This is a genomic window from Finegoldia sp. P2-F-LR (assembly GCF_052932265.1).
The window spans coordinates 1-19,869 of the sequence record NZ_JBRFJF010000016.1; the positions used below are offsets into that span (position 1 = coordinate 1).

Sequence of the window (19,869 nt, forward strand, 5' to 3'; positions counted from 1 at the left end):
ACATCTATTATTACAATAACGAAAGAATTCAGAGGAAAACAAAATGGATGCCACCTACAAAGTATAGGTTAGCATCCACTACAACTAATTAATTAAATATTGTGTCCAGTTTTATGGGTACACATCAAGTTAAAGTAGTCGCTAATTTTTTTGATTATAAAGCTTGAATAGCTGCCATAGTTACATAGTTGTATGGTTGGTTGTAATGTGGCAAGAAGAATATATCAGTAAGAGCTAGTTTGTCGATTGTAACGTGTTCTTGAATTGCCAAGCTGAACATGTGAATCATCATTGAAATATCATATTCACTCATTATTTGGCAACCTTTGATTTCGCGTGAATTTTTGTCGTAAACAATTCTGATAGTAACTTCTTTGTTGTTTTCTTCCATAAATGGTGGTTTTTGTAAATCTGTGAAATCAGTGTATTCAACTTCCATTCCTAATTTTTCAGCATTTCTAACTGTCAAACCTGTTGATACCATGCACAAATCGTAAATTTTAATTCCGTTTGATCCTTGCACACCGTTTGATTCTAATTTTGTTCCACAAACATTGTGACCAGCAACTATACCACTTCTTACAGCGTTTGTAGCTAATGCAACGTATTCAAATTTTCCTGTTGCGTTGTTGAAAATAACTGTTGAATCACCAACTGCAAATACATTTTCATCAGAAGTTTGTTGATGTTTGTCAGTGATTATTGCTTTTTTATCGTTTAATTTCAAATGATCTTTTGAAAGTGAACTGTTTGGTTTGAATCCTATAGACATTATTACCATGTCACAATCGTATTCACCTTTATCAGTTATAACCTTATTTACTTTTCCATCAGTTCCTTCTAATTTTACAACTTCTTCATTAAATACTAAATTTACACTGTGATCTCTTAGGTTATCTTCCATTTTTTTACAGAATTTATCATCGTAATAGCCTCTTAACACTGTATCTCCGTGTTCAACCAATGTAGATTCTTTTCCTAATCTCTTGAAAGCTTCTGCAAGTTCAGTACCTATGTAGCCAGCTCCTACCACTACAACTTTTTTGATTTCTTCGTGATTAATCTTGTCTATGACTGATTGTGCATCTTGGAAAATTTTAACTTTTTGAACATTTTCCAAATCCATTCCCTCGATGTCTGGTAAAATTGGTTGAGATCCTGTAGCTAACACCAATTTGTCGTAAGATTCTTGAATTTCTTTTCCGTCTTTGTCCTTTGCATAAACAATTTTTTTGTCGTAGTCAATGTTGTCTACTTTTGTTTCCATGTGAACCGTAGCACCTTTTTGTTCGAAAACTTCTTTGCTACAATAAAATAATTTTTCTGGACCTTTAATTTGTTTTCCAATCCACAATGCCATTCCACAACCTAAGAAAGAAATATTGGAGTTTTGATCAAAAATTATTAATTCTTCATCTTTGTAATTATCCAATATTGTGTTCGCACAAGCTGTACCTGCATGGTTAGCTCCAATTAAAACTATTTTACTCATTATGTTTCCTCCTTTGTTTATTTCCTACTAATATTGTAGGATTAATAAGTAAAAAAATATTTGTTTGTTATTTAACAAATCTTTACGCTTATAATTATATCAAATTTGTAATTATTTTTCAATAGGCAAACTATTTCTTTTTTTTTAAGTTCATATATAATAGTATTATGGAGGTAGAAAATTGAACAATTTAAAATACTTGAAATTACTTGCAAAAGAATTTCCTACGATTGAACAGGCTGCTAACAAAATAATAAGTTTGACTTCTTTGTCTGTGTTGCCAAAAGGTACAGAGTACTTTTTATCTGATTTACATGGACAATACGATAGTTTCAATAGAATTATTAAAAGTGCTTCTGGTAATACCAGAATTAAAATTGACCTTGAATTCAAAGACAAATTATCTGAATCAAGAAAAAATCAGTTGGCCAATTTAATTTACGATCCTAAAACAATTATCAATATTACAAAGGAAAACGATGAATATACAGAAACATGGATTAGAGATACTATTTTTTATCTGATAAGAATAGCAAAAAGGGTTGCCAGTAAATATTCTAGACAAAAAGTCAGAAATCAAACTCCCTTTTACTACAGAGATTTGATAGATGAAATGCTCAACATTCAATACGAATCTTTGAATAAAAAAGAATATTTTAATCAACTTTTAGATAGCATCATTAAAATAGAAGTTAGTGAAGATTTTATAATAACTTTGTGTGAATTAATTCAAGATTTGAATATCGACTGGCTGCACATCGTCGGAGATATTTTTGACAGAGGAAAAAGACCTGACATTATTATGGATACGCTTATTGCTAAAAAAGATGTGGATATTCAATACGGTAACCACGATGTTACATGGATTGGAGCTTTTCTTGGTAGTTATGTGAATGCGTGTAACGTAGTTAGAAATGCAATAAGTTACAATAATTTTCAATCTTTGGAAGATGGTTACGGAATTAATTTGAGATTATTGTCGACATTGGCAGATGAATCATATTACAATGACCCATGTGAAAGATTCAAAGTTAGAATCTTAGATGATAACAAACACTCAGAAACTGATTTACTTCACGCAGCAAGAATGCACAAGGCTATTTCTATAATTCAATTCAAATTAGAAAACCAACTTTTTAAGAGAAATCCGGAATTTGAACAATTAGACAGATTATATCTAGAAAGAATCGACTTTAAAAATGGAATTTACAAAGATGCAAATGGCAAGCCCCATGCACTTTTGGACATAAAATTCCCAACAATTGATCCTGAAAATCCTCTTGAATTAACACCAAGTGAACAAGAAGTTATCGAATGCATTTCAAAATCATTCAGAACAAGTCACAGATTAAAAGAGCACATGGACTTTTTGTTCTCATATGGTTCAGTGTACAAAATCGCAAACAGCAATTTGCTTTTCCATGGATGTATCCCTATGAATAAGGACGGTAGTTTCGAAGAATTCACATATGAATCCAATACCTACAGTGGCAAATCTCTTTTGGATTTCTTCGAAGGAATTATAAATTCAGCGAAAAACATGGATGATAATGACCCAGACAGACAAACAGCGTTGGACTTTTTCTGGTATATGTGGTGTGGCCCAAAATCTCCTATGTTTGGAAAAAGTAAAATATCAACATTTGAAAACTTCTTCATTACTGACAAAGATGTTAGAAAAGAAGTAAGTAATCCTTATTTTAGTTTAAGTAAGATTGAAAAATACGCAGACAAAATATTTGAAGAATTCAATATGAATCCTGAAACTTCTCACATAATTAATGGACACGTTCCTGTTAAAAGCATCAATGGAGAAAAACCAGTATCAGCTAATGGCAAAACTTATGTAATAGATGGCGGAATTTCAGAAGCTTACCAAAAGAAAACAGGTATTGCCGGCTATACGTTGACATTTAACTCTCATCACTTAGCAATAGCAAAACACAAGAATTTCAAAGTGATGGAATCAGTTCACGGCGCATACACTCCAGAAGTTACAATAACAGAGGAATTTCCAAAAAGAATGCTCATAAAAGATACAGACGAGGGCGAAGAAATCCTAGAACTTATCGAAGATTTGGAAAGTTTAATTGAAGCGTACAGAAGTGGTACAATTCAACAAAATTCAAACTAATACCAATTAAAAAAACTAATCTTGGAAAATCCAAGATTAGTTTTTCTTATAATACACCGAATTTATTGAATGGAAAATATCTCAAAAAAGCTCTACCAACTATCGCCTTTTTCTTTATCGGACCGAATATTCTGCTATCGTTTGATTCTCGAGGGAGTCTGTTATCCCCCAATACAAAATACTCATCTTCTCCTAGTTCCCATTTTGTTTCATTTCCTGAAACAAGAGTCGTTTGACTACTTGTATAATTTTCATTCAATTGTTCATTATTAACATATACTTTATTGTTTTTTAATTCAACAGTATCTCCCGGTAATGCTACAATTCTTTTGATGTAATCACGACCAGATTTATCCGGTGCGTGAAGTTCTATAATATTACCTCGTTTTAATTTGTTCTTAAAAATCCCCATTCTGTTGACGAAAATTCGATCTCCATTCTCAATTGTAGGATTCATGCTATTTCCTTCAACATGAGTTGTACTAATTACAAAATTTCTAAGCAATAACGCCAACACAATGGCAATTCCTATTACAAATAACCACTCAAAAAAAGATTTTGCTTTTTCTGTCATATCTAAGATTCCCTTTCTAATATTTACTAATTTGATTATAATACTAATCAGCAAATGTGTAAAGGTTGCTAATTTATTATCGTAATATAAAATTATTTGTAAAAATTATGAATTAAAAACTTCTCTATCTAATTGGCCTTCACTTGCCGCAACTATAACTGCTGAAGAACCTGCTGCTGTAACATTTGTAGCAGTTCTACCCATATCTGCAAGCATTGATATAGGGCTCATCAATACAACCATTTCAACAGGAAGACCCATTGCTGCAAATACTGCAGTAGTAGTGATTGTTGCAGTTCCTGGAACTCCGACTGTACCCAATGACACTGCCAATGCTACCAATATTAGCATTACGTATTGTCCGAATGAGTAGTGAATTCCCATAACATTAATTGTCAAAATAGCTGACAATACTGGCCAAAATCCTGCACAACCTGGCATACCAACAGTTGAACCGGTTGATGCAACAAATGTTGCTATCTTTTCAGAAACACCTAATTTATCTTTTAAGTTATCAGTATTTGCTGGAATACATCCTACAGAAGATTGTGTAGAGAATGCAATCAATTGAACTGGCCAGAATTTTTTGAAAAATTTGATTGGATTTACTTTTGCAAAAATAGCTAAAAGAGCTCCAGTTGTAACATATGAGTGGAAGATTGATGCAACATAAGTCAATATTAACACAACAATCAACGGCATCATACTAGCCATATCTGTTCTACTAACAGCATTTGCAATTAAAGCTAATACAGCATATGGAGTGAAGTCTATAATCATTCCTGTAAATCTAAAAATAACTGCTGCAGCTGAGTCGATAAAACTTAAAAATGGTTTTGCTCTTTCTCCTTCTCCTCTTTCTTCTAATTGTAAAATCGCTAATCCTAAAAGGACAGAGAAAATAATTATAGGAACTACTTTTGCTTCTGCTGCATTTCCCAAGACATTATCTGGGAAGAAATTTACAAAAGTTTCTGCAAAAGTTGGAACTTCCTTGGCTTTCGCACCTGCAGCCAAAGTTAACGAACTTCCTTGTCCAATTTTAAATGCTACCCCTAAAATCAAACCTATAAGTGAACCTAAGACATTGTGTAAACTTAAAATTCCAATTGTCTTTGATCCGATTTTTTTCATTTTTTCAATACTTTCCAAAGAAACTACGGTACTAACAATTGATGTAAATAATAATGGTATTACTATTGCAAATAATAAATTAGCATAGATAGATCCGAATACTTTTACATATTCTGTGTTTCCTTTGAAAATAAATCCTACTATAATACCTAGAATTGCAGCTACAATTGTTCTTGTACCGAAGTTCATTTTCTTCTTAGCCATGAACATCAATAAAGCAAACAATACTAAAGTAACTGCTAATGCTACGAATTTCATCTAAACACCCCTTTTTAAATTTTATAGTTATATACTATAGTATATTGAGTACAATTTTCAAATTTAATTTTAATTTTCCTAAATTTTATTTACTTAATTCTGCACATTATTCAGTAATTTTGAAATTTCTTACGATTTTTTTACAAAAAGATTTTTATATGAGAAAGTACATATCCCTAATACTACTAATGAAAATCGTTTGATATTTTGTGAAAATAATGCTTATTTTATCTACCACTGTTATATATATGAATTATTTAATTTTTGAAATATTTTCAATAAAAAATCAGAGGCTATTAACCTCTGACTTATAATCTATTCATACATTTTTAATAAAACATCTTCAGCTTTTATTGGAAGAGTATCAAAAGTGCAGCCAAGTGCATTTAACATCGCTCCATTAATCGCTGGTGCAGGTGTGTTTGAAACTATTTCTCCAATTGATTTTGCTCCGAAAGGACCTGTAGGCTCATAACTTTCACAAAAATCAACGTGAATATTTCCGATATCTTTTCTTGAAGGTAAATTATACGAAATAAATGAATGTTCTTTTAATCTTCCTTCATCATCCCACAATGAATCTTCATACAAAGCATATCCTATCGATTGACCAATCCCGCCTTCGACTTGAACCGTCGCTAATTTAGTATTCATAACAGTTCCGCAATCGACAACCGCTGCGTAATCTTCTACTTTGATTTCTCCTGTTAATTTGTCGATACTTATTTTTGCAAATCCTGCCATATATGGTGGAGGTGATGTTTTTGAATCGAAGTTTCCCACGCCAATTAATTGCATACCGTTTGGTCCAGTTGATAAATCTCTAGCCAAATCTTTGATTGCAATTAATTTTTTATCTTGCAAATAAACTTCTTGATTTCTAATTTCTAACCATTCCACAGAAGTTTCAAATCTCATGGCAACACGTTTTTTGATTTTATTTAGCAAATTTTCACACGCGCGTACAACTGCACTTCCTGTTATATACACACCACTTGATGCATAACTTCCCGGATCAAATGGAGTTATATCAGTGTCTGCGATTATTGGAATAATATTGTCCATTCCACATTGCAACACTTCATTTGCCAAATTCACCATGATAGAATCCGTACCTTGTCCAACATCTGTAGGACTCATCAACAATGTATAATCACCTTGTTCGTTTAATCTAACTTCAACTGTTGAAGTATCGACGTTTTGAATTCCACTTCCTTGTTGAGCAATTGCCATTCCAACAGAAATTATTTTATCTTTTTCTTCTTTGAAAGGATAATATTTATCCCATTCAATCATTTCTCTTCCTTTTTCGATGCATTCATTTAATTTGCAACTTTTGACATCTATTCCGTAAGCAAGAGTTTTTTCTCCTTCTCGAACAGTGTTTTTAAGTCTTAGTTCAACTGGATCCATGTTTAATTCTTTGGCTAATTTATTTACCATAGATTCTAATGCAAATGTTCCTTGAACTGCACCGTAACCACGAAAAGCTCCACCAGGAAGTTTGTTAGTGTATACAACTTGTCCGAAAAATCTAGCAGCCCTCATTCTACTGTACAATGGAAGTGTTTTGTTACCAACCAAATTCAAAGTCGTAAATGCGTGATAACCGTAAGCGCCTTGATCAGATAAGGCATAAATGTCACAAGCTTCAATTGTCCCATCTTTTTTGGCACCTATTTTAACTTTAACTTTCATTTGGTGGCGTGAGTTTGAAGCTTCAAAAGTTTCTTCTCTGTCAAATACAAGAATTGATGGCTTTCCTGTTTTTAAAGTTACAAATCCTGGATAAATTTCTGTGACACTTGTTTGTTTTCCACCGAATCCCCCACCTACTCTTGGTTTTATAATTCTTATTCTTGAATCACTTATTCCCAAAGCAATGGATAATTGTCTTTTGATGTGAAATGGAACTTGTGTAGATGAAATGCAACACAATCTATCGAATTGATCCATGTAACAATAAGATCTGTATGTTTCCATCATGCAATGCGCTTGTGCCTTTGTTGTAAAAGTATCTTCTAATACGACATCACACTCACTCATTACCTTGTCAACATCTTCTCCCCAAGATTCTTTCTTTTCACCAACTAGATTTCTTTTCGTGTCATAACCAAAAACTTTAGTTGGTCCATTAAAGAATACATCTTCTTCGTGAACTACGATTTCGTTGTCGATAGCTTTTGTGTAATCAAATAATGGTTCTTTAACATCGTACTTGATTTTAATTTTCTTCATCGCCTGATTACACACTTTTTCGTTAATTCCAACTACGATTGCTACAGGCTCTTTCATATATCTAATTTCTTTTGACAAAATCGACATATCGTATGGACTTGGTTCTGGATAAGATTGTCCTGCCAATGTAAATTTATTGTCGAAAACATCTTCATAAGTGTACACTGCGACAATTCCATCCATCGCTTCTGCTCTTGATTTATCTATTTCTAATATTTCGCATCTTGCATACGGACTTCTCATCAGCTTAATTATCAGCGCATTAGGATCTTTCAAATCCTCTGTATAGACAGGTTTTCCAGTAACTAATGAGCTTGAATCTATTTTTTTGAAATCTTTATTTATCTTCATCATCAATCTCCAAATATTTCTTAATAGCTCTCATTTGAGAAGCATAACCTGTACATCTGCATAAATTACCCATCAAATAATCTTCGATTTCTTCATCTGTAGGATTTTTGATAGTTTTCTTCAAACTCAAAACATTCATAATGAACCCCGGTGAACAAAAACCGCATTGTTCCCCACCTTCTTCAGTCAAAAGTTCTCCAAATTTTCTTTGGCTTTCAGATATTCCTTCCAAAGTTGTAATCTTTTTTCCTTCACATCTTAATGCCAAAACAGAACAAGAAAGTACTGGAACATCGTCCATCCACACAGTACAAAGACCACAATTTGATGTTGTACAACCACACTTCACCGATTTATAACCCAAATCGCGAAGCACATTGTACAAAGTAGTATCGCTATCAACACTAGCTATATGGTTTTTATTATTAACATTTAATTCTATAATCATTGCAATTCACCTAACGCTTTTTCCAATAATCCAACAAATAAAAGTTTTCTGTATTTTTTCTTCGCTTTATTATTTGACCCTATATATTCATCGATTAATTCCAATGTCTTTTCCCTATCAAATCCATTAGTATTAATCTCATCAGAAACATCTCTCATAACCATTGCTTTTTGAGGTCTCGCTCCTAATACTACCTTATATTTTTCATCGATTTTAGAAATACTTACAATAGCAATTGGAAAATCCTTGCAACAAATTCTTTGAACAATTTGAGTGCAGTGGACATCTTTGTTAGGAATCATGACTTCAACTAATAAGTCCTTCTTTATATCAGAATTCAAAAATTCTTCAACACTCATTACACCATTATTGTACAATCTAACCTTTGCATCAAGTAATAATAAAATAGGCAAAAAATCAGAAAATGCATATCGTGAAAACACGCTTGCTCCAACTTGGGCAGTGTTTCTTAGTTGAGTTGACACAATTCTTTTCAAAGATTTAGGAATAATTCCATCACAAAATTTTTTTAAGAAATCATTGTATTCCAAATCTCTGTATGTAGTAGTTGCTCCGATTTTTATTTCATCGTCTTCAACATTTATGTAATTTAAATCCAATTTTGACAAATCAATCCCAACATTGTAAGAACGACAGCCTGCTTTAAGAAAATGACATCCACCCAAAATTTTATTCATTTTTGATTTCATCAATAACTCATAAGCTTCATTCAATGTTTCTGGACTTTTGAAATCTCTTAATGTAAACATAACCACTCCTTAATTTTAATCAGTCTATATTATATCACAAAAATAGTCGGTTATCTTTTGACAACCGACTAACATTTTCATATAACTTTTGTATGAAATAATTTTAAGTTTTAAATATTTTTAGCTTGTTCTTTTTTAGCAATTGATGGCAATATTAGTCCCAATCCCAACAATACCACTGGAGTCAAAATGTTAAGCATCAATTTGAAATTCCATTGACTTGTGAATGGTTCTCCTTCTTTTGGAATCATACCTAATATACATGCAAATGCTGTGAATACAAAACACCAACCAGCGATAAATTTACCGAATGATTTTGATTTTGTGAATCTGTATTCCACGCCTTGTTTTTCATGTAAGTAGTGTTTTAATGCAAAATATGCTGCAAATACCCACATATAACGCATTGGCATTACTATAGAGTTCAAATCCAACAACCAATTGTACAATTCATTTGAATTTCCTATTCCTAAAGCAGGAATAATAATCAAAATACTAACCAAAATTGTTGTTAGTTTGTATCCACCAACTGGAACTTTTTTGTCGTTGATCTTTCTCAAGAAATTTGGAACATATTTTGCATCTGCTTCGCTCAATAAAAGTTTAAGTGGTGCATCAATACTCATAACTAAAGCTGCCGCTTGTCCGGCAAAGTTTGTCAAAGCATAAATAATTACAAGAGTAGAACCAATTCCGTAATATTGCCCTAATTTTTCAAATGCGTAATAAGCACCATTCATTTTAAGGTCGTTTGCAACATTTGTTGTATCAAACATCATACCCATTGCAACTGAACCCAAAATCGCAGATACTGTTACCATTAAAGCCATAATTATCATAGCTTTTGGGAAGTTTTTGCCTGCATCTTGTGTGTCATTTACATAAGGTGAGATTTTTTCACAACCACCTACGGCAAAAACCAACATAGAAATAGTTGTCAAATAGTGCAAATTAAAGTTAGGTAAGTATGTTTTGATACTTAACATATTTGGAGATGCAACTTCTACTCCTCTTAATGCTGGAGCTGCTAGCATTAGTAAAATAAATAAAATACCCATAACAAAACTTGCGGTACCTGCGATTGAACCCAAAACTTTTATCGATTTAATACCATTTGCTGCTAATAGAACAAATAACAAAAATATTATAAGTACCAATGATTGCAAAACAATTGGATTTAAAGATTTTACTATTTTAGGATTTCTAAAAACCGCCCATGCACCTGCTACCATAAGGTTTTGTGGTTTTTGTGCTAAATATGGGATATGTACTACCCAATAAGTCCAGCCGGACAAATAAGCTAGTAATGGTCCCATTGTTTGTTTTATCCAATAGCTAAGTCCTGATTGTCCTTCTTTGAAAGTTGAACCAAGTTCTCCAACCATCAATGAATAAGGAATAAAATACAAAGCCATTATGAATATCCAACTTGTAATAACTGTCAAGCCTTGGTTAGCATAGTTATTAACAACATTTCCAAAACCCCATACAACTGTGAATCCCATCCAAATTAGATTGGTCACTGTAAGAGATTTTTTCTTTTGATCGTCAATTAAAACATCGTTTTTCATATTTCCCTCCTGATTAGATTATAGCAAAATTTATTTTTGTTGGGAACATTTTTCAATAAAAAATAGCTTCCAGATTTACTAGAAGCTACTTGATATTTTATTTTGAATAATTTTCTATTATTTTCAAAACCAAATCCGATGCTTTTTTCATTTGGTCGATAGATAATAATTCGTGCTTTCCGTGAAATGCATATCCGCCAGTGAAAATGTTCGGACATGGAAGTCCTTTGTATGATAATTGTGCTCCATCCGTACCACCTCTGATTGGTTGAACTAATGGTTTTATTCCCAAATCTTCCATTGATTTATAAGCCAAATCCACAATTTCCATTACAGGTTCTATTTTTTCTTTCATGTTGTAATAGCTATCTTTCATGTCAAGTTCGATAGAGTTGTTGTATTTCACATTCAAGAATTCTACTAATTTTTCCAAATAAGATTTCTTTTCTTCGAATTTTTTCTTGGCGTGATCTCTGATTATGAATTTCATAACAGTATTTTCAACAGAACCTTCGAATGATGTCAACAAATAAAATCCTTCGTAATGTTCAGTGTGTTCTGGTCTTTGAGCAACAGGAAGTTCATTGAATAATTCCATACCAATTAATTGTGAATTAATCATAGTATTTTTTGCGCTACCAGGATGAACATTTTTGCCGTGAATAGTTATTGTCGCACCTGCTGCATTGAAGTTTTCGTATTCCAATTCTCCAATTGGACCACCATCCAAAGTATATGCAAAATCAGCGCCGAATTTTTCTACATCGAACAAATCAGCTCCCCTGCCTATTTCTTCATCAGGAGTAAATCCAATTTTAATTGTTGGATGTTTAATATCTTTGTTTTCGCATAATTTATTCACAGCATCCATTATAATTGCAATACCTGATTTGTCATCTGCACCCAAAAGTGTAGTTCCATCTGTATGAATTAAAGTTTGTCCTTCCAAATCTTTTAAAAATGGAAAATCTTCCACAGTAGTAGTTACAGAATCGGATAATTTGATGTCTCCACCTTTGTATTCCAAAATTTGTGGTTTTACATTTTCTCCTGACATATCCGGAGCAGTATCCATATGAGAAATGAAACCGATAGATTTTGATTCTCTATCCAAGTTTGATTCTAACGATGCATACACATATCCATTTTCGTCCATGTGAGCATTGTCAATTCCCATTTCTTTTAATTGCTTAACCAAAAGATTACCCAAATCTTTTTGTCTAGCTGTTGATGGACAAGTTTCGCTTGATTCATCACTTGTAGTATAAATCTTCGCGTATTCAATAAATCTATCAACTATATCTATCATAAATTTCTCCTATTTAATAACTTTCTTTTCTTCCCAAGATTTTTTAACTGCGTTTGCAACATTTCTTGCAACATCTTTGTTAAATGCTTCTGGTAAAATTCTATCTTCTACTGGTTGTTCAACCATGTGAGCAATTGCATATGCTGCTGATAATTTCATATCGTCAGTAATTCTATCTGCTTTTGCATCTAATGCGCCTCTGAATATTCCAGGGAATACCAAAACATTGTTAACTTGGTTAGGATAATCACTTCTACCTGTTCCAACAACTCTTGCTCCTGCTTCTTTTGCTTCGTCAGGATATATTTCTGGAACTGGGTTCGCCATTGCTAAAACAATAGCATCGTGGTTCATTGAAGATACCATTTCTTTTGTTAAAATTCCAGGAGCAGAAACACCGATGAAAATATCTGCATTTTCCATAGCAGTTTTCAAATCTCCTTTAACTTTATTAGGGTTAGTAGTTCTAGCGATTTCTCTTCTAGCTTCGTCAAGTTTTTCATCATCTGGATCGATAATTCCACGGCTGTTTAAGATTAAGTTGTTCTTAGCACCTGCCAATGTTAACAAGTTAGAAATTGCAATACCTGCTGCCCCTGCACCACTGATTACGATTTTTACATCAGAAATATCTTTTTTAACAATTCTCAAAGCATTAATAACAGCAGATAATACTATAACAGCTGTACCGTGTTGGTCATCGTGGAATACTGGAATATCTAATTCTTCGATTAATCTTTTTTCGATTTCAAAACATCTTGGAGCTGCAATATCTTCAAGGTTAATTCCACCAAATGAAGGAGAAATTGCTTTTACAGTGTTAATTATTTCTTCTGTGTCTTGTGTATTTAAGCAAATTGGGAATGCATCTACATTACCGAATTCTTTAAATAAAACTGATTTACCTTCCATAACTGGCATACCAGCAATTCCACCAATATTTCCCAAACCTAAAACTGCAGAACCATCAGTTACTACAGCAACCATATTTCCTTTATTTGTATATTTATATGCAAGTTCATTGTCTTCGTGAATTTTCTTACAAGGCTCAGCAACACCAGGAGTGTAAGCCAACGCCAAATCCATAGCGTCATTAACTTTTACTTTAGATACTACTTCTAATTTCCCTTGATTTTTTTCGTGAAGTTCAAGAGCTTTTTGTTTAATTTCTTCGATATTCATTTTTCACCTCATAAATTTTCATATAACTTTCAACAAAATTGTTGAATTACATTATTACAATATAATTTTAACACTAAAAGCTAACTATTCCAAACAAAAAGAGGTATTATTTAAAATACCTCAATTGATTTAGAAAAATATTGGAACCAAAACAGATGCCAATAAAATTATTAACGCTCCTCCCAAACGAGAAGATATTTGCGCAAATGGCATCAATTCCATTCTATCTGCAGCCGTAAGAACAGCAACATCACCAGTACCACCCATGTTAGCCATGCATAATCCTGCTGTAATAGCTGTTTCTATTGGATAGAATCCTACGAAATATCCTACGATACCAGCGCCAATGATAGCTCCTATAATAACCGCAAGAACAAGAATTACATAGCTTGGTGTAAATGCTTCGAAAATTTGTCCCAAATTAGTGTAAGCCATACCAATACCAAGCATAAGTGCTGCAGTGAAGTTTTTGGCAACGAAATTGTACCAACCTTCAGCAACATGTTCGATTTTTTCAGGAACAATTCCTGCTGCCTTTACGATAACTACAGAAATAATCATCCAAGCATAAGAGTGGATTTTGATACCGAGCTTTTCGAATAAAAATGCTAATATTGCACCAAATGTAAAAAATGCTGTAGCAATTACAATACCAGCGCCATAATCTTTAACATCATTTAAAATGATGTTTTCCTTCTTTTCAGCTTTCAAACTATCATCATTACTTCTAACTAATTGTCCATTACCAGTTAAGCTTGGTTTTGATTTTCCTAGTCTGTTCAATAAACCACCAGCAACAATTGCCGTAGCATTACCCAAAGCAACTGCTGGAACAAGTTTACTCAAAATAGTTTCGGACGGAATATTCAATGCTGATTCGAAAACTTTTGAAATAGGTACAGCACCTGCTCCCATTCCTCCGCCCATAATTGGGATACCGATGTATGCGGTTGATTCACCTACACTCTTTCCTAACAACAAACCTACACCACCTACTAAAAGTAATGCCATAATCACAGAACCCAAGATACATGGTAAATATCTAATAGCTGCTTTGATAAGCAACTTTCTATTCATACCAAGAATTGAACCTGTGATTAAAGCTGCGATGTAGAAATCTAGGAATCCTCCTTTAGTCATAAAAGTATTTATACTTTTGATGGATTCAGCTGGTAACCATTTATAATAAGTTATAGCCGCACCAACAAATATAGATACAATAGCTCCACCACCCAAATATGTCTTGATAATTGGTGTGTGATTTCCGATAAGGTTTAATAATTCGCCAAATACAATCAAAAATAAAAATGCTCCAACCATACCATTTGGTAGAACATCAAATATGAATGAAATAACGATTATTACACAAGCGATTATAAAATACGGAATTTTTAAACCTGCAATCTTTTTATCCATAATTTTCCTCCTTATTTAGTTTTTACATCTTTTATTATCTCATTTAAAACATAATAAAGCAATCTAGATTAACTTAATTAAAAGTAATAAAGTGAATAAATACAAAATTGTAGTACTCACAACATAGTAACCTGCCAATGAATCATCTTGCTTATATCTTTTAGCGAAAACATAAGTATTAACAGCCGTAGGAGCACCAAATAAAATCAACGCAACAACCTTTTGAATTTCAGACAATCCGAAAATTTTTCCAATAAATAATCCTGTCAAAGGAAGTACCAAAAGTTTTACAATGGAAACCTTCATAATTGATTTAATCTCTCTAAAATCTATTCTAAAATTCAAACCGTATCCCATAGTCACCAAAGCTAAGGTCCCTGCAATATCTCCCAAACTTCTCAAAGGAGTTTCCAAGAAAAACAAATTAACCTTAGTTACATACAAAAAAATCCCTACGAAAAGCCCAATCATCAAAGGTGTCTTCACTACATTTATGAACAACTTTTTCTTAGAATTATTCTCACCTACCAATCCTTCGTACATGCTTACAGTGTAGAAATTATAGAAAAACTGACTAATTCCTGTGATTGCACCTGCCATGACAATCCCTTCATCCCCAAACAAAACACTTAATATTGGAAATGACATTATAATGAAATTGCCTCTACTCATAGCATTGGCTTCTAGTACAACATAAGATTTGTCCTTATTGGTAATTTTCGCCAAAAAATAAGTAAGAAAAATGTGAAATACAAACACCACATTCAAATATACAAAATATTTTACACTGAGATTTTGCCCAAAATCTACTTTATAAAAACTCATCATAATTTTTAGAGGAAAAAACACATTAAAAATCAACTTGTTAAGTCCCGTCATAGTATTATCGTCTACAATGTTGGACTTTTTTATCAAAAATCCAATAAAAATCAAACAGAACAAATTGATTATCATTAAGTACAACTGCGAATAATTTACCAAAAAACCACCTTTTTCACATAAAAATATAGGTAAATGAAACCACTTACCTATACAACAATACTATTTATTTGTCAAAAAATCAAATTATTTTGTGTATAATTCAATGTATCTGTCCTCTGTAGTATAATCTGATTTTTCAATCGAATCGATAATTAAACCATCAGAGATAAATTTCTTCAAAGAATCATCCAAATCATTTTTGCCCACAATATTGACGATCTTTTTGTTTTCACTATTGGATGTTACAACCTTGTATTGTTCCTTTGAAATCTCAGACAAATTCTCAAACGCTATTTTTTTATCCACCAGAAACATTACATCGTCTGTTAACTTGTCCACCTCTGACAAAGTATGAGATGACAACACAACTATCTTGCCATCATCTTTTAATTTCAGAAGATAATTTCTCAACAAAATAACGCTAGTAGGATCCAATCCCGTTACAGGCTCGTCCATAATGTAAATATCATAATCTCCCATAAAAAAATACGTCAACAAAGTTTTTTGCTTTTGACCCAGAGAATAAGTGCTAACTTTCCTCTTCATAAAATTATGAACTTTAAAAATATCCAATACTTCTTCAAACTTTTCATCAGAAACGTGGCGTGAGTTCTTTGCGAAAATAAAATGATCCAACCCTGTCAAGTTATCATACAGCATATCCAAGCTTCTTGCATAAGATAAATGCTTGAAAATCTCCGGATTTTTATTATCTATATCATTAACCTTAATCTCACCTGAATCGTACTTCGTCAAATCAGAAATTATATCCATAAGAGTAGTCTTACCAATACCATTTGGTCCAACTAACGCGTATATCCCAGGTTTGTCTAATTTCAAATTCAAATCCTTTAATACTTCGTTTTCACCGTAAGATTTGTTCAGACCTTTAATCTCAAGCATTAATATCCCCCTTCATCCTTTTCATTGATATCACATTAAACACTACAATATAAAATACAATCATTATCACATTATAAATCGGATTAGAAAAACTAAACTTATTCAAATAATTGTATCCACCTTTTAGAATCATCAGACTATCCAACGAACTAAATGGATTTAATAAGAAAAACTTACCCAAAGTTCCAAAATAGCTAATAATTATTCCCAAAACAATCAAGAAAGTTGTAGCAATTATATTCACAGTTTCATTCTTGATGAATGTAGTCATCATATTTGAAAAACTAACCACAAGTAAAATTATCAAAATATTTATCAAAATCATTGGCAAAACGAAACCACTGGATGCCCTGAACACACCCTCTACTACACCGTTATAACTGTAATCGTAGCAGAACACTGGATACAACTTCTCACCAAGTCCTCCGTTAAATAATCCAATTATCATACTAATTGCCAAAATCACAATATACATTCCGACAGATAATACAAACGAATTAACCTGCTTTGATTTCCAGACATCTTTTTTCCATTCATTCACAAAAGCTAACTTCAAAGTTCCATTGGACCTTTCCTTTTTGAACTCAAGAGTAAACATCAAGCAAATAATCAACGTAAAGGCTGGAATAATTCCATTTTCGTACATAGATATCACAATGCCTATAAGTCCTTTTTGTTCAGTAGGATCATGTTGTTTTGTTTTATACAAGCTTAGTTTTTTATTAGATAATAAACTCTGTTCAATTTCATTGCTAACAAGTTCATAACTTGAATCGGGCTTTAAGTGGTTATCAATAAAATAATTCACCCTATTCTCATTAGAGCGAGAAGTACTGGGATCTATTCCTTCTTCATCTAATCCCCAATCAGAATTCAGATAAATAAGCATATTACTGTAATATTCTGCTGGATTGTCAGCTCTGTTAACATAAGATTTTTTGAAATTTTCCAAGTTAATTAGTATTTGCTTGTCACGTTTCTCTTTTGGATTATTGTGTACGTTAATCTTTGCAACATCAATACTGATGTCTATGGTCTGCAAATCATCCTTTGATTTTATGTTTTTGAATTTTATCGTATTGAAACAGAATAACACAACTACCGCTAAAGTTAGTACACAAAAATATTTATAGTATTTGTTTCTCATAATTTTAGCAAAATCTAATTGCAAGATATTTTTGATATCGATTTTGGAGTATGTTTTAGAAAAATTATGATAAATCAACTTGTATCTTTTATTGTTTACAATGATTAAGCATACAATCATTAACACAAATACAATTGGTACCAATATTGAAAGATTACCGAAATTATTAAAACTATTTAAACTAAACGATAGATCATATTTTCTAGATAGCAATGAAATTATCCAATAAATTGATAAAACAACAATAATTGATAGACTTTGTTTCATGTACCTTCTGAAAATCTCATACAAAATCATCGCAATGCTGTAAATTAAAAACCCCGTCCCTATGTATTTTAAAGCAAGTACCACTGAGTTTACATTCATGGTTATAAGCGAATCGGTCTTTAAGTTTGTTACAGTTTTCAATATCATATCGTTCGCGCTTCCCATTGGAAATCCATTGACTACAGAGTAAATGATATTTCCCAAAATCATGGATAAGATTACAATAGCAAAGAATACTACATACTTTACAAGCCTTGCATATACTAATTTTTTGGTGCTTACCGAAATAGTATCTAATTTTAGACTTTTGAAATTCATCTCATTAGCAAATACAGCTATCAGAAAAACCACACACAAGAAAATATCATTCATGACATTTTCCATTAGGAAACCAAAAGATTTGAAAAAACTAAAATTATTGGATGTAGTGTAGAATCCATATCTGTTAATTTCATCACGAATCAAATTAAAATAAGGATCCAATTCTATGAACATTGTATCCTCCAACTTATTTAAGTCGTTTTGTCGTTTGAACGATTCTATCTCATCATATTGGCTCAATAATTCATTGTAGAAATTATGCTCTGTCTTTGAAGAATACTTTGCAGTTTTTGTCTCTTCCATCAACATACTCAAATCGTATTCCAAAGGTTTTATGTACTGCAAGGAATTAAAATTCATCTTGCTAAAATCCAAATATTTCTGCTGTTCCTCTTTATTTTCAGATGATTTTGAGAATACAAAAGACTCCATCATTGTGTTTTCAAAATAATTTCTAGTTTTTATAAAATATGAATAATCTTGATCAGTATATTCATATTTTATACTATTTAATGTTACAAAAGAATACACACAAAAAATAATAACTACGACTGGAAATATTAACGACTTGTAAAGTTTTTTCAGTTCAAACATATTGTCTCCCTTCATTGAATTTAGAAAATATTATTTGCTAATTTCTCCCGAATAATACCAAGTCTCAGTATTATTGGTTACATCAATAGTAATTAATCTCTGTCTATAAAGTTTCCCACTGTAACCGTCATTATATACATCTTCATACTTAAAATTCACAGGTGATTTTCCCCTCTCAAAAGTAAAGTTCTCACCGTATTCATCTTTTTCAACATTTTCTAATTCATAATAACTTGCCGAACTAACAGCCGATGAAACGTTTGCATTTATTGTACAAAACACTGTCAAACATGCAATCATAACGATAAATAAAATTTTTTTCATTTTCAAGTCCCCTTTCGTATTTTTCTTATTTAGTTTATACCCTATTTTTTTATTTTTTAATCTATTTTATTAAAATATTAGTCGGTTTTTTTTTATATATTTTATAGATATTTTTTTCAAATAAAAAAAAGCCCTCACCTAAGTGAGAGCTAATTAGTCTTAGTATTTAACTATGCGATAATTTTAGAAACAACGCCTGCTCCTACTGTTCTACCGCCTTCTCTGATGGCAAATCTTAGTCCTTCTTCGATTGCGATAGGAGTAATCAATTCGATGATGAATTTTGCGTTATCTCCTGGCATTACCATTTCTACGCCTTCTTCTAGTTCGATGTTTCCTGTTACATCTGTTGTTCTGAAGTAGAATTGTGGTCTGTATCCTGAGAAGAATGGTGTGTGTCTTCCTCCTTCTTCTTTTGTTAATACGTATACTTCTGCTTCAAATTTTGTGTGTGG

Annotated in this window: 17 protein-coding genes; 2 read left to right on the forward strand and 15 right to left on the reverse strand. The window is 32.1% G+C overall.

Annotated elements, in window-relative coordinates:
- Window positions 1–2: 2 nt before the first annotated feature.
- The gene (locus tag ACU68W_RS08945) at window positions 3–92 is read left to right on the forward strand and encodes a hypothetical protein (protein ID WP_446756418.1); all 90 of its coding nucleotides are present in this window, start codon (window positions 3–5) and stop codon (window positions 90–92) included.
- Between the two features lie 62 nt (window positions 93–154).
- Here ACU68W_RS08945 and nox read toward each other — a convergent pair whose 3' ends face one another.
- On the reverse strand, window positions 155–1,492 hold the full coding sequence (gene nox, locus ACU68W_RS08950; RefSeq protein WP_094223319.1) for a H2O-forming NADH oxidase: 1,338 nt from the start codon (window positions 1,490–1,492) through the stop codon (window positions 155–157).
- A gap of 181 nt (window positions 1,493–1,673) precedes the next feature.
- Between nox and ACU68W_RS08955 the strand changes: the two genes are divergently transcribed.
- Window positions 1,674–3,626: a fructose-1,6-bisphosphatase gene (locus ACU68W_RS08955; protein ID WP_446756410.1), complete on the forward strand. Its 1,953-nt coding sequence runs from the start codon at window positions 1,674–1,676 to the stop codon at window positions 3,624–3,626.
- A 46-nt stretch (window positions 3,627–3,672) separates the two neighbouring features.
- Here ACU68W_RS08955 and lepB read toward each other — a convergent pair whose 3' ends face one another.
- The 14 genes from lepB to ACU68W_RS09025 form a co-directional block, all read right to left on the reverse strand.
- A complete protein-coding gene (gene lepB, locus ACU68W_RS08960; RefSeq protein WP_002835354.1) occupies window positions 3,673–4,200 on the reverse strand; it encodes a signal peptidase I in 528 nt (175 codons plus the stop codon).
- Window positions 4,201–4,305: 105 nt separating this feature from the next.
- Complete coding sequence (locus tag ACU68W_RS08965) at window positions 4,306–5,592, reverse strand: dicarboxylate/amino acid:cation symporter (RefSeq protein ID WP_311437676.1); 1,287 nt, start codon at window positions 5,590–5,592, stop codon at window positions 4,306–4,308.
- Window positions 5,593–5,907: 315 nt separating this feature from the next.
- The gene (locus ACU68W_RS08970; protein ID WP_446756411.1) at window positions 5,908–8,181 is read right to left on the reverse strand and encodes a xanthine dehydrogenase family protein molybdopterin-binding subunit; all 2,274 of its coding nucleotides are present in this window, start codon (window positions 8,179–8,181) and stop codon (window positions 5,908–5,910) included.
- Window positions 8,168–8,629: a (2Fe-2S)-binding protein gene (locus ACU68W_RS08975; protein ID WP_094223315.1), complete on the reverse strand. Its 462-nt coding sequence runs from the start codon at window positions 8,627–8,629 to the stop codon at window positions 8,168–8,170. The genes ACU68W_RS08970 and ACU68W_RS08975 overlap by 14 nt, the downstream gene beginning before the upstream one ends.
- On the reverse strand, window positions 8,626–9,399 hold the full coding sequence (locus ACU68W_RS08980; RefSeq protein WP_094223314.1) for an FAD binding domain-containing protein: 774 nt from the start codon (window positions 9,397–9,399) through the stop codon (window positions 8,626–8,628). The genes ACU68W_RS08975 and ACU68W_RS08980 overlap by 4 nt, the downstream gene beginning before the upstream one ends.
- 110 nt (window positions 9,400–9,509) lie before the next feature.
- The gene (locus ACU68W_RS08985; protein WP_094223313.1) at window positions 9,510–10,970 is read right to left on the reverse strand and encodes an APC family permease; all 1,461 of its coding nucleotides are present in this window, start codon (window positions 10,968–10,970) and stop codon (window positions 9,510–9,512) included.
- Window positions 10,971–11,067: 97 nt separating this feature from the next.
- Window positions 11,068–12,279: a peptidase T gene (gene pepT, locus ACU68W_RS08990; RefSeq protein WP_446756412.1), complete on the reverse strand. Its 1,212-nt coding sequence runs from the start codon at window positions 12,277–12,279 to the stop codon at window positions 11,068–11,070.
- Window positions 12,280–12,288: 9 nt separating this feature from the next.
- A complete protein-coding gene (locus tag ACU68W_RS08995; protein WP_446756413.1) occupies window positions 12,289–13,461 on the reverse strand; it encodes an NAD(P)-dependent malic enzyme in 1,173 nt (390 codons plus the stop codon).
- 129 nt (window positions 13,462–13,590) lie between these two features.
- Window positions 13,591–14,877, reverse strand: a complete 1,287-nt coding sequence (locus ACU68W_RS09000; protein ID WP_446756414.1) for a 2-hydroxycarboxylate transporter family protein — start codon at window positions 14,875–14,877, stop codon at window positions 13,591–13,593.
- 63 nt (window positions 14,878–14,940) lie between these two features.
- Window positions 14,941–15,858 (reverse strand): AEC family transporter, encoded by a 918-nt coding sequence (locus ACU68W_RS09005; protein ID WP_316511206.1) that lies wholly within the window; start codon window positions 15,856–15,858, stop codon window positions 14,941–14,943.
- 84 nt (window positions 15,859–15,942) lie between these two features.
- Entirely contained in the window at window positions 15,943–16,761 is an 819-nt protein-coding gene (locus ACU68W_RS09010; RefSeq protein ID WP_446755306.1) for an ABC transporter ATP-binding protein, read from the reverse strand.
- Complete coding sequence (locus ACU68W_RS09015) at window positions 16,754–19,090, reverse strand: hypothetical protein (RefSeq protein WP_446756415.1); 2,337 nt, start codon at window positions 19,088–19,090, stop codon at window positions 16,754–16,756. Before ACU68W_RS09015 ends, ACU68W_RS09010 begins: the two co-directional genes overlap by 8 nt.
- Window positions 19,091–19,120: 30 nt before the next feature.
- Window positions 19,121–19,414, reverse strand: coding sequence for a hypothetical protein (locus ACU68W_RS09020; protein WP_446756416.1), 294 nt, complete (start codon window positions 19,412–19,414; stop codon window positions 19,121–19,123).
- A gap of 170 nt (window positions 19,415–19,584) precedes the next feature.
- Window positions 19,585–19,869: EF-Tu C-terminal domain-related protein (locus ACU68W_RS09025; protein WP_446756417.1), on the reverse strand; the 285-nt coding region annotated here is incomplete at its 5' end.

Coding starts and splice junctions, on each gene's coding strand:
- nox (WP_094223319.1), bottom strand. CDS start 1,492: ATGAGTAAAATAGTTTTAATTGGAGCTAACCATGCAGGTACAGCTTGT.
- lepB (WP_002835354.1), bottom strand. CDS start 4,200: ATGACAGAAAAAGCAAAATCTTTTTTTGAGTGGTTATTTGTAATAGGA.
- ACU68W_RS08965 (WP_311437676.1), bottom strand. CDS start 5,592: ATGAAATTCGTAGCATTAGCAGTTACTTTAGTATTGTTTGCTTTATTG.
- ACU68W_RS08970 (WP_446756411.1), bottom strand. CDS start 8,181: ATGAAGATAAATAAAGATTTCAAAAAAATAGATTCAAGCTCATTAGTT.
- ACU68W_RS08975 (WP_094223315.1), bottom strand. CDS start 8,629: ATGATTATAGAATTAAATGTTAATAATAAAAACCATATAGCTAGTGTT.
- ACU68W_RS08980 (WP_094223314.1), bottom strand. CDS start 9,399: ATGTTTACATTAAGAGATTTCAAAAGTCCAGAAACATTGAATGAAGCT.
- ACU68W_RS08985 (WP_094223313.1), bottom strand. CDS start 10,970: ATGAAAAACGATGTTTTAATTGACGATCAAAAGAAAAAATCTCTTACA.
- pepT (WP_446756412.1), bottom strand. CDS start 12,279: ATGATAGATATAGTTGATAGATTTATTGAATACGCGAAGATTTATACT.
- ACU68W_RS08995 (WP_446756413.1), bottom strand. CDS start 13,461: ATGAATATCGAAGAAATTAAACAAAAAGCTCTTGAACTTCACGAAAAA.
- ACU68W_RS09000 (WP_446756414.1), bottom strand. CDS start 14,877: ATGGATAAAAAGATTGCAGGTTTAAAAATTCCGTATTTTATAATCGCT.
- ACU68W_RS09010 (WP_446755306.1), bottom strand. CDS start 16,761: ATGCTTGAGATTAAAGGTCTGAACAAATCTTACGGTGAAAACGAAGTA.
- ACU68W_RS09015 (WP_446756415.1), bottom strand. CDS start 19,090: ATGTTTGAACTGAAAAAACTTTACAAGTCGTTAATATTTCCAGTCGTA.
- ACU68W_RS09020 (WP_446756416.1), bottom strand. CDS start 19,414: ATGAAAAAAATTTTATTTATCGTTATGATTGCATGTTTGACAGTGTTT.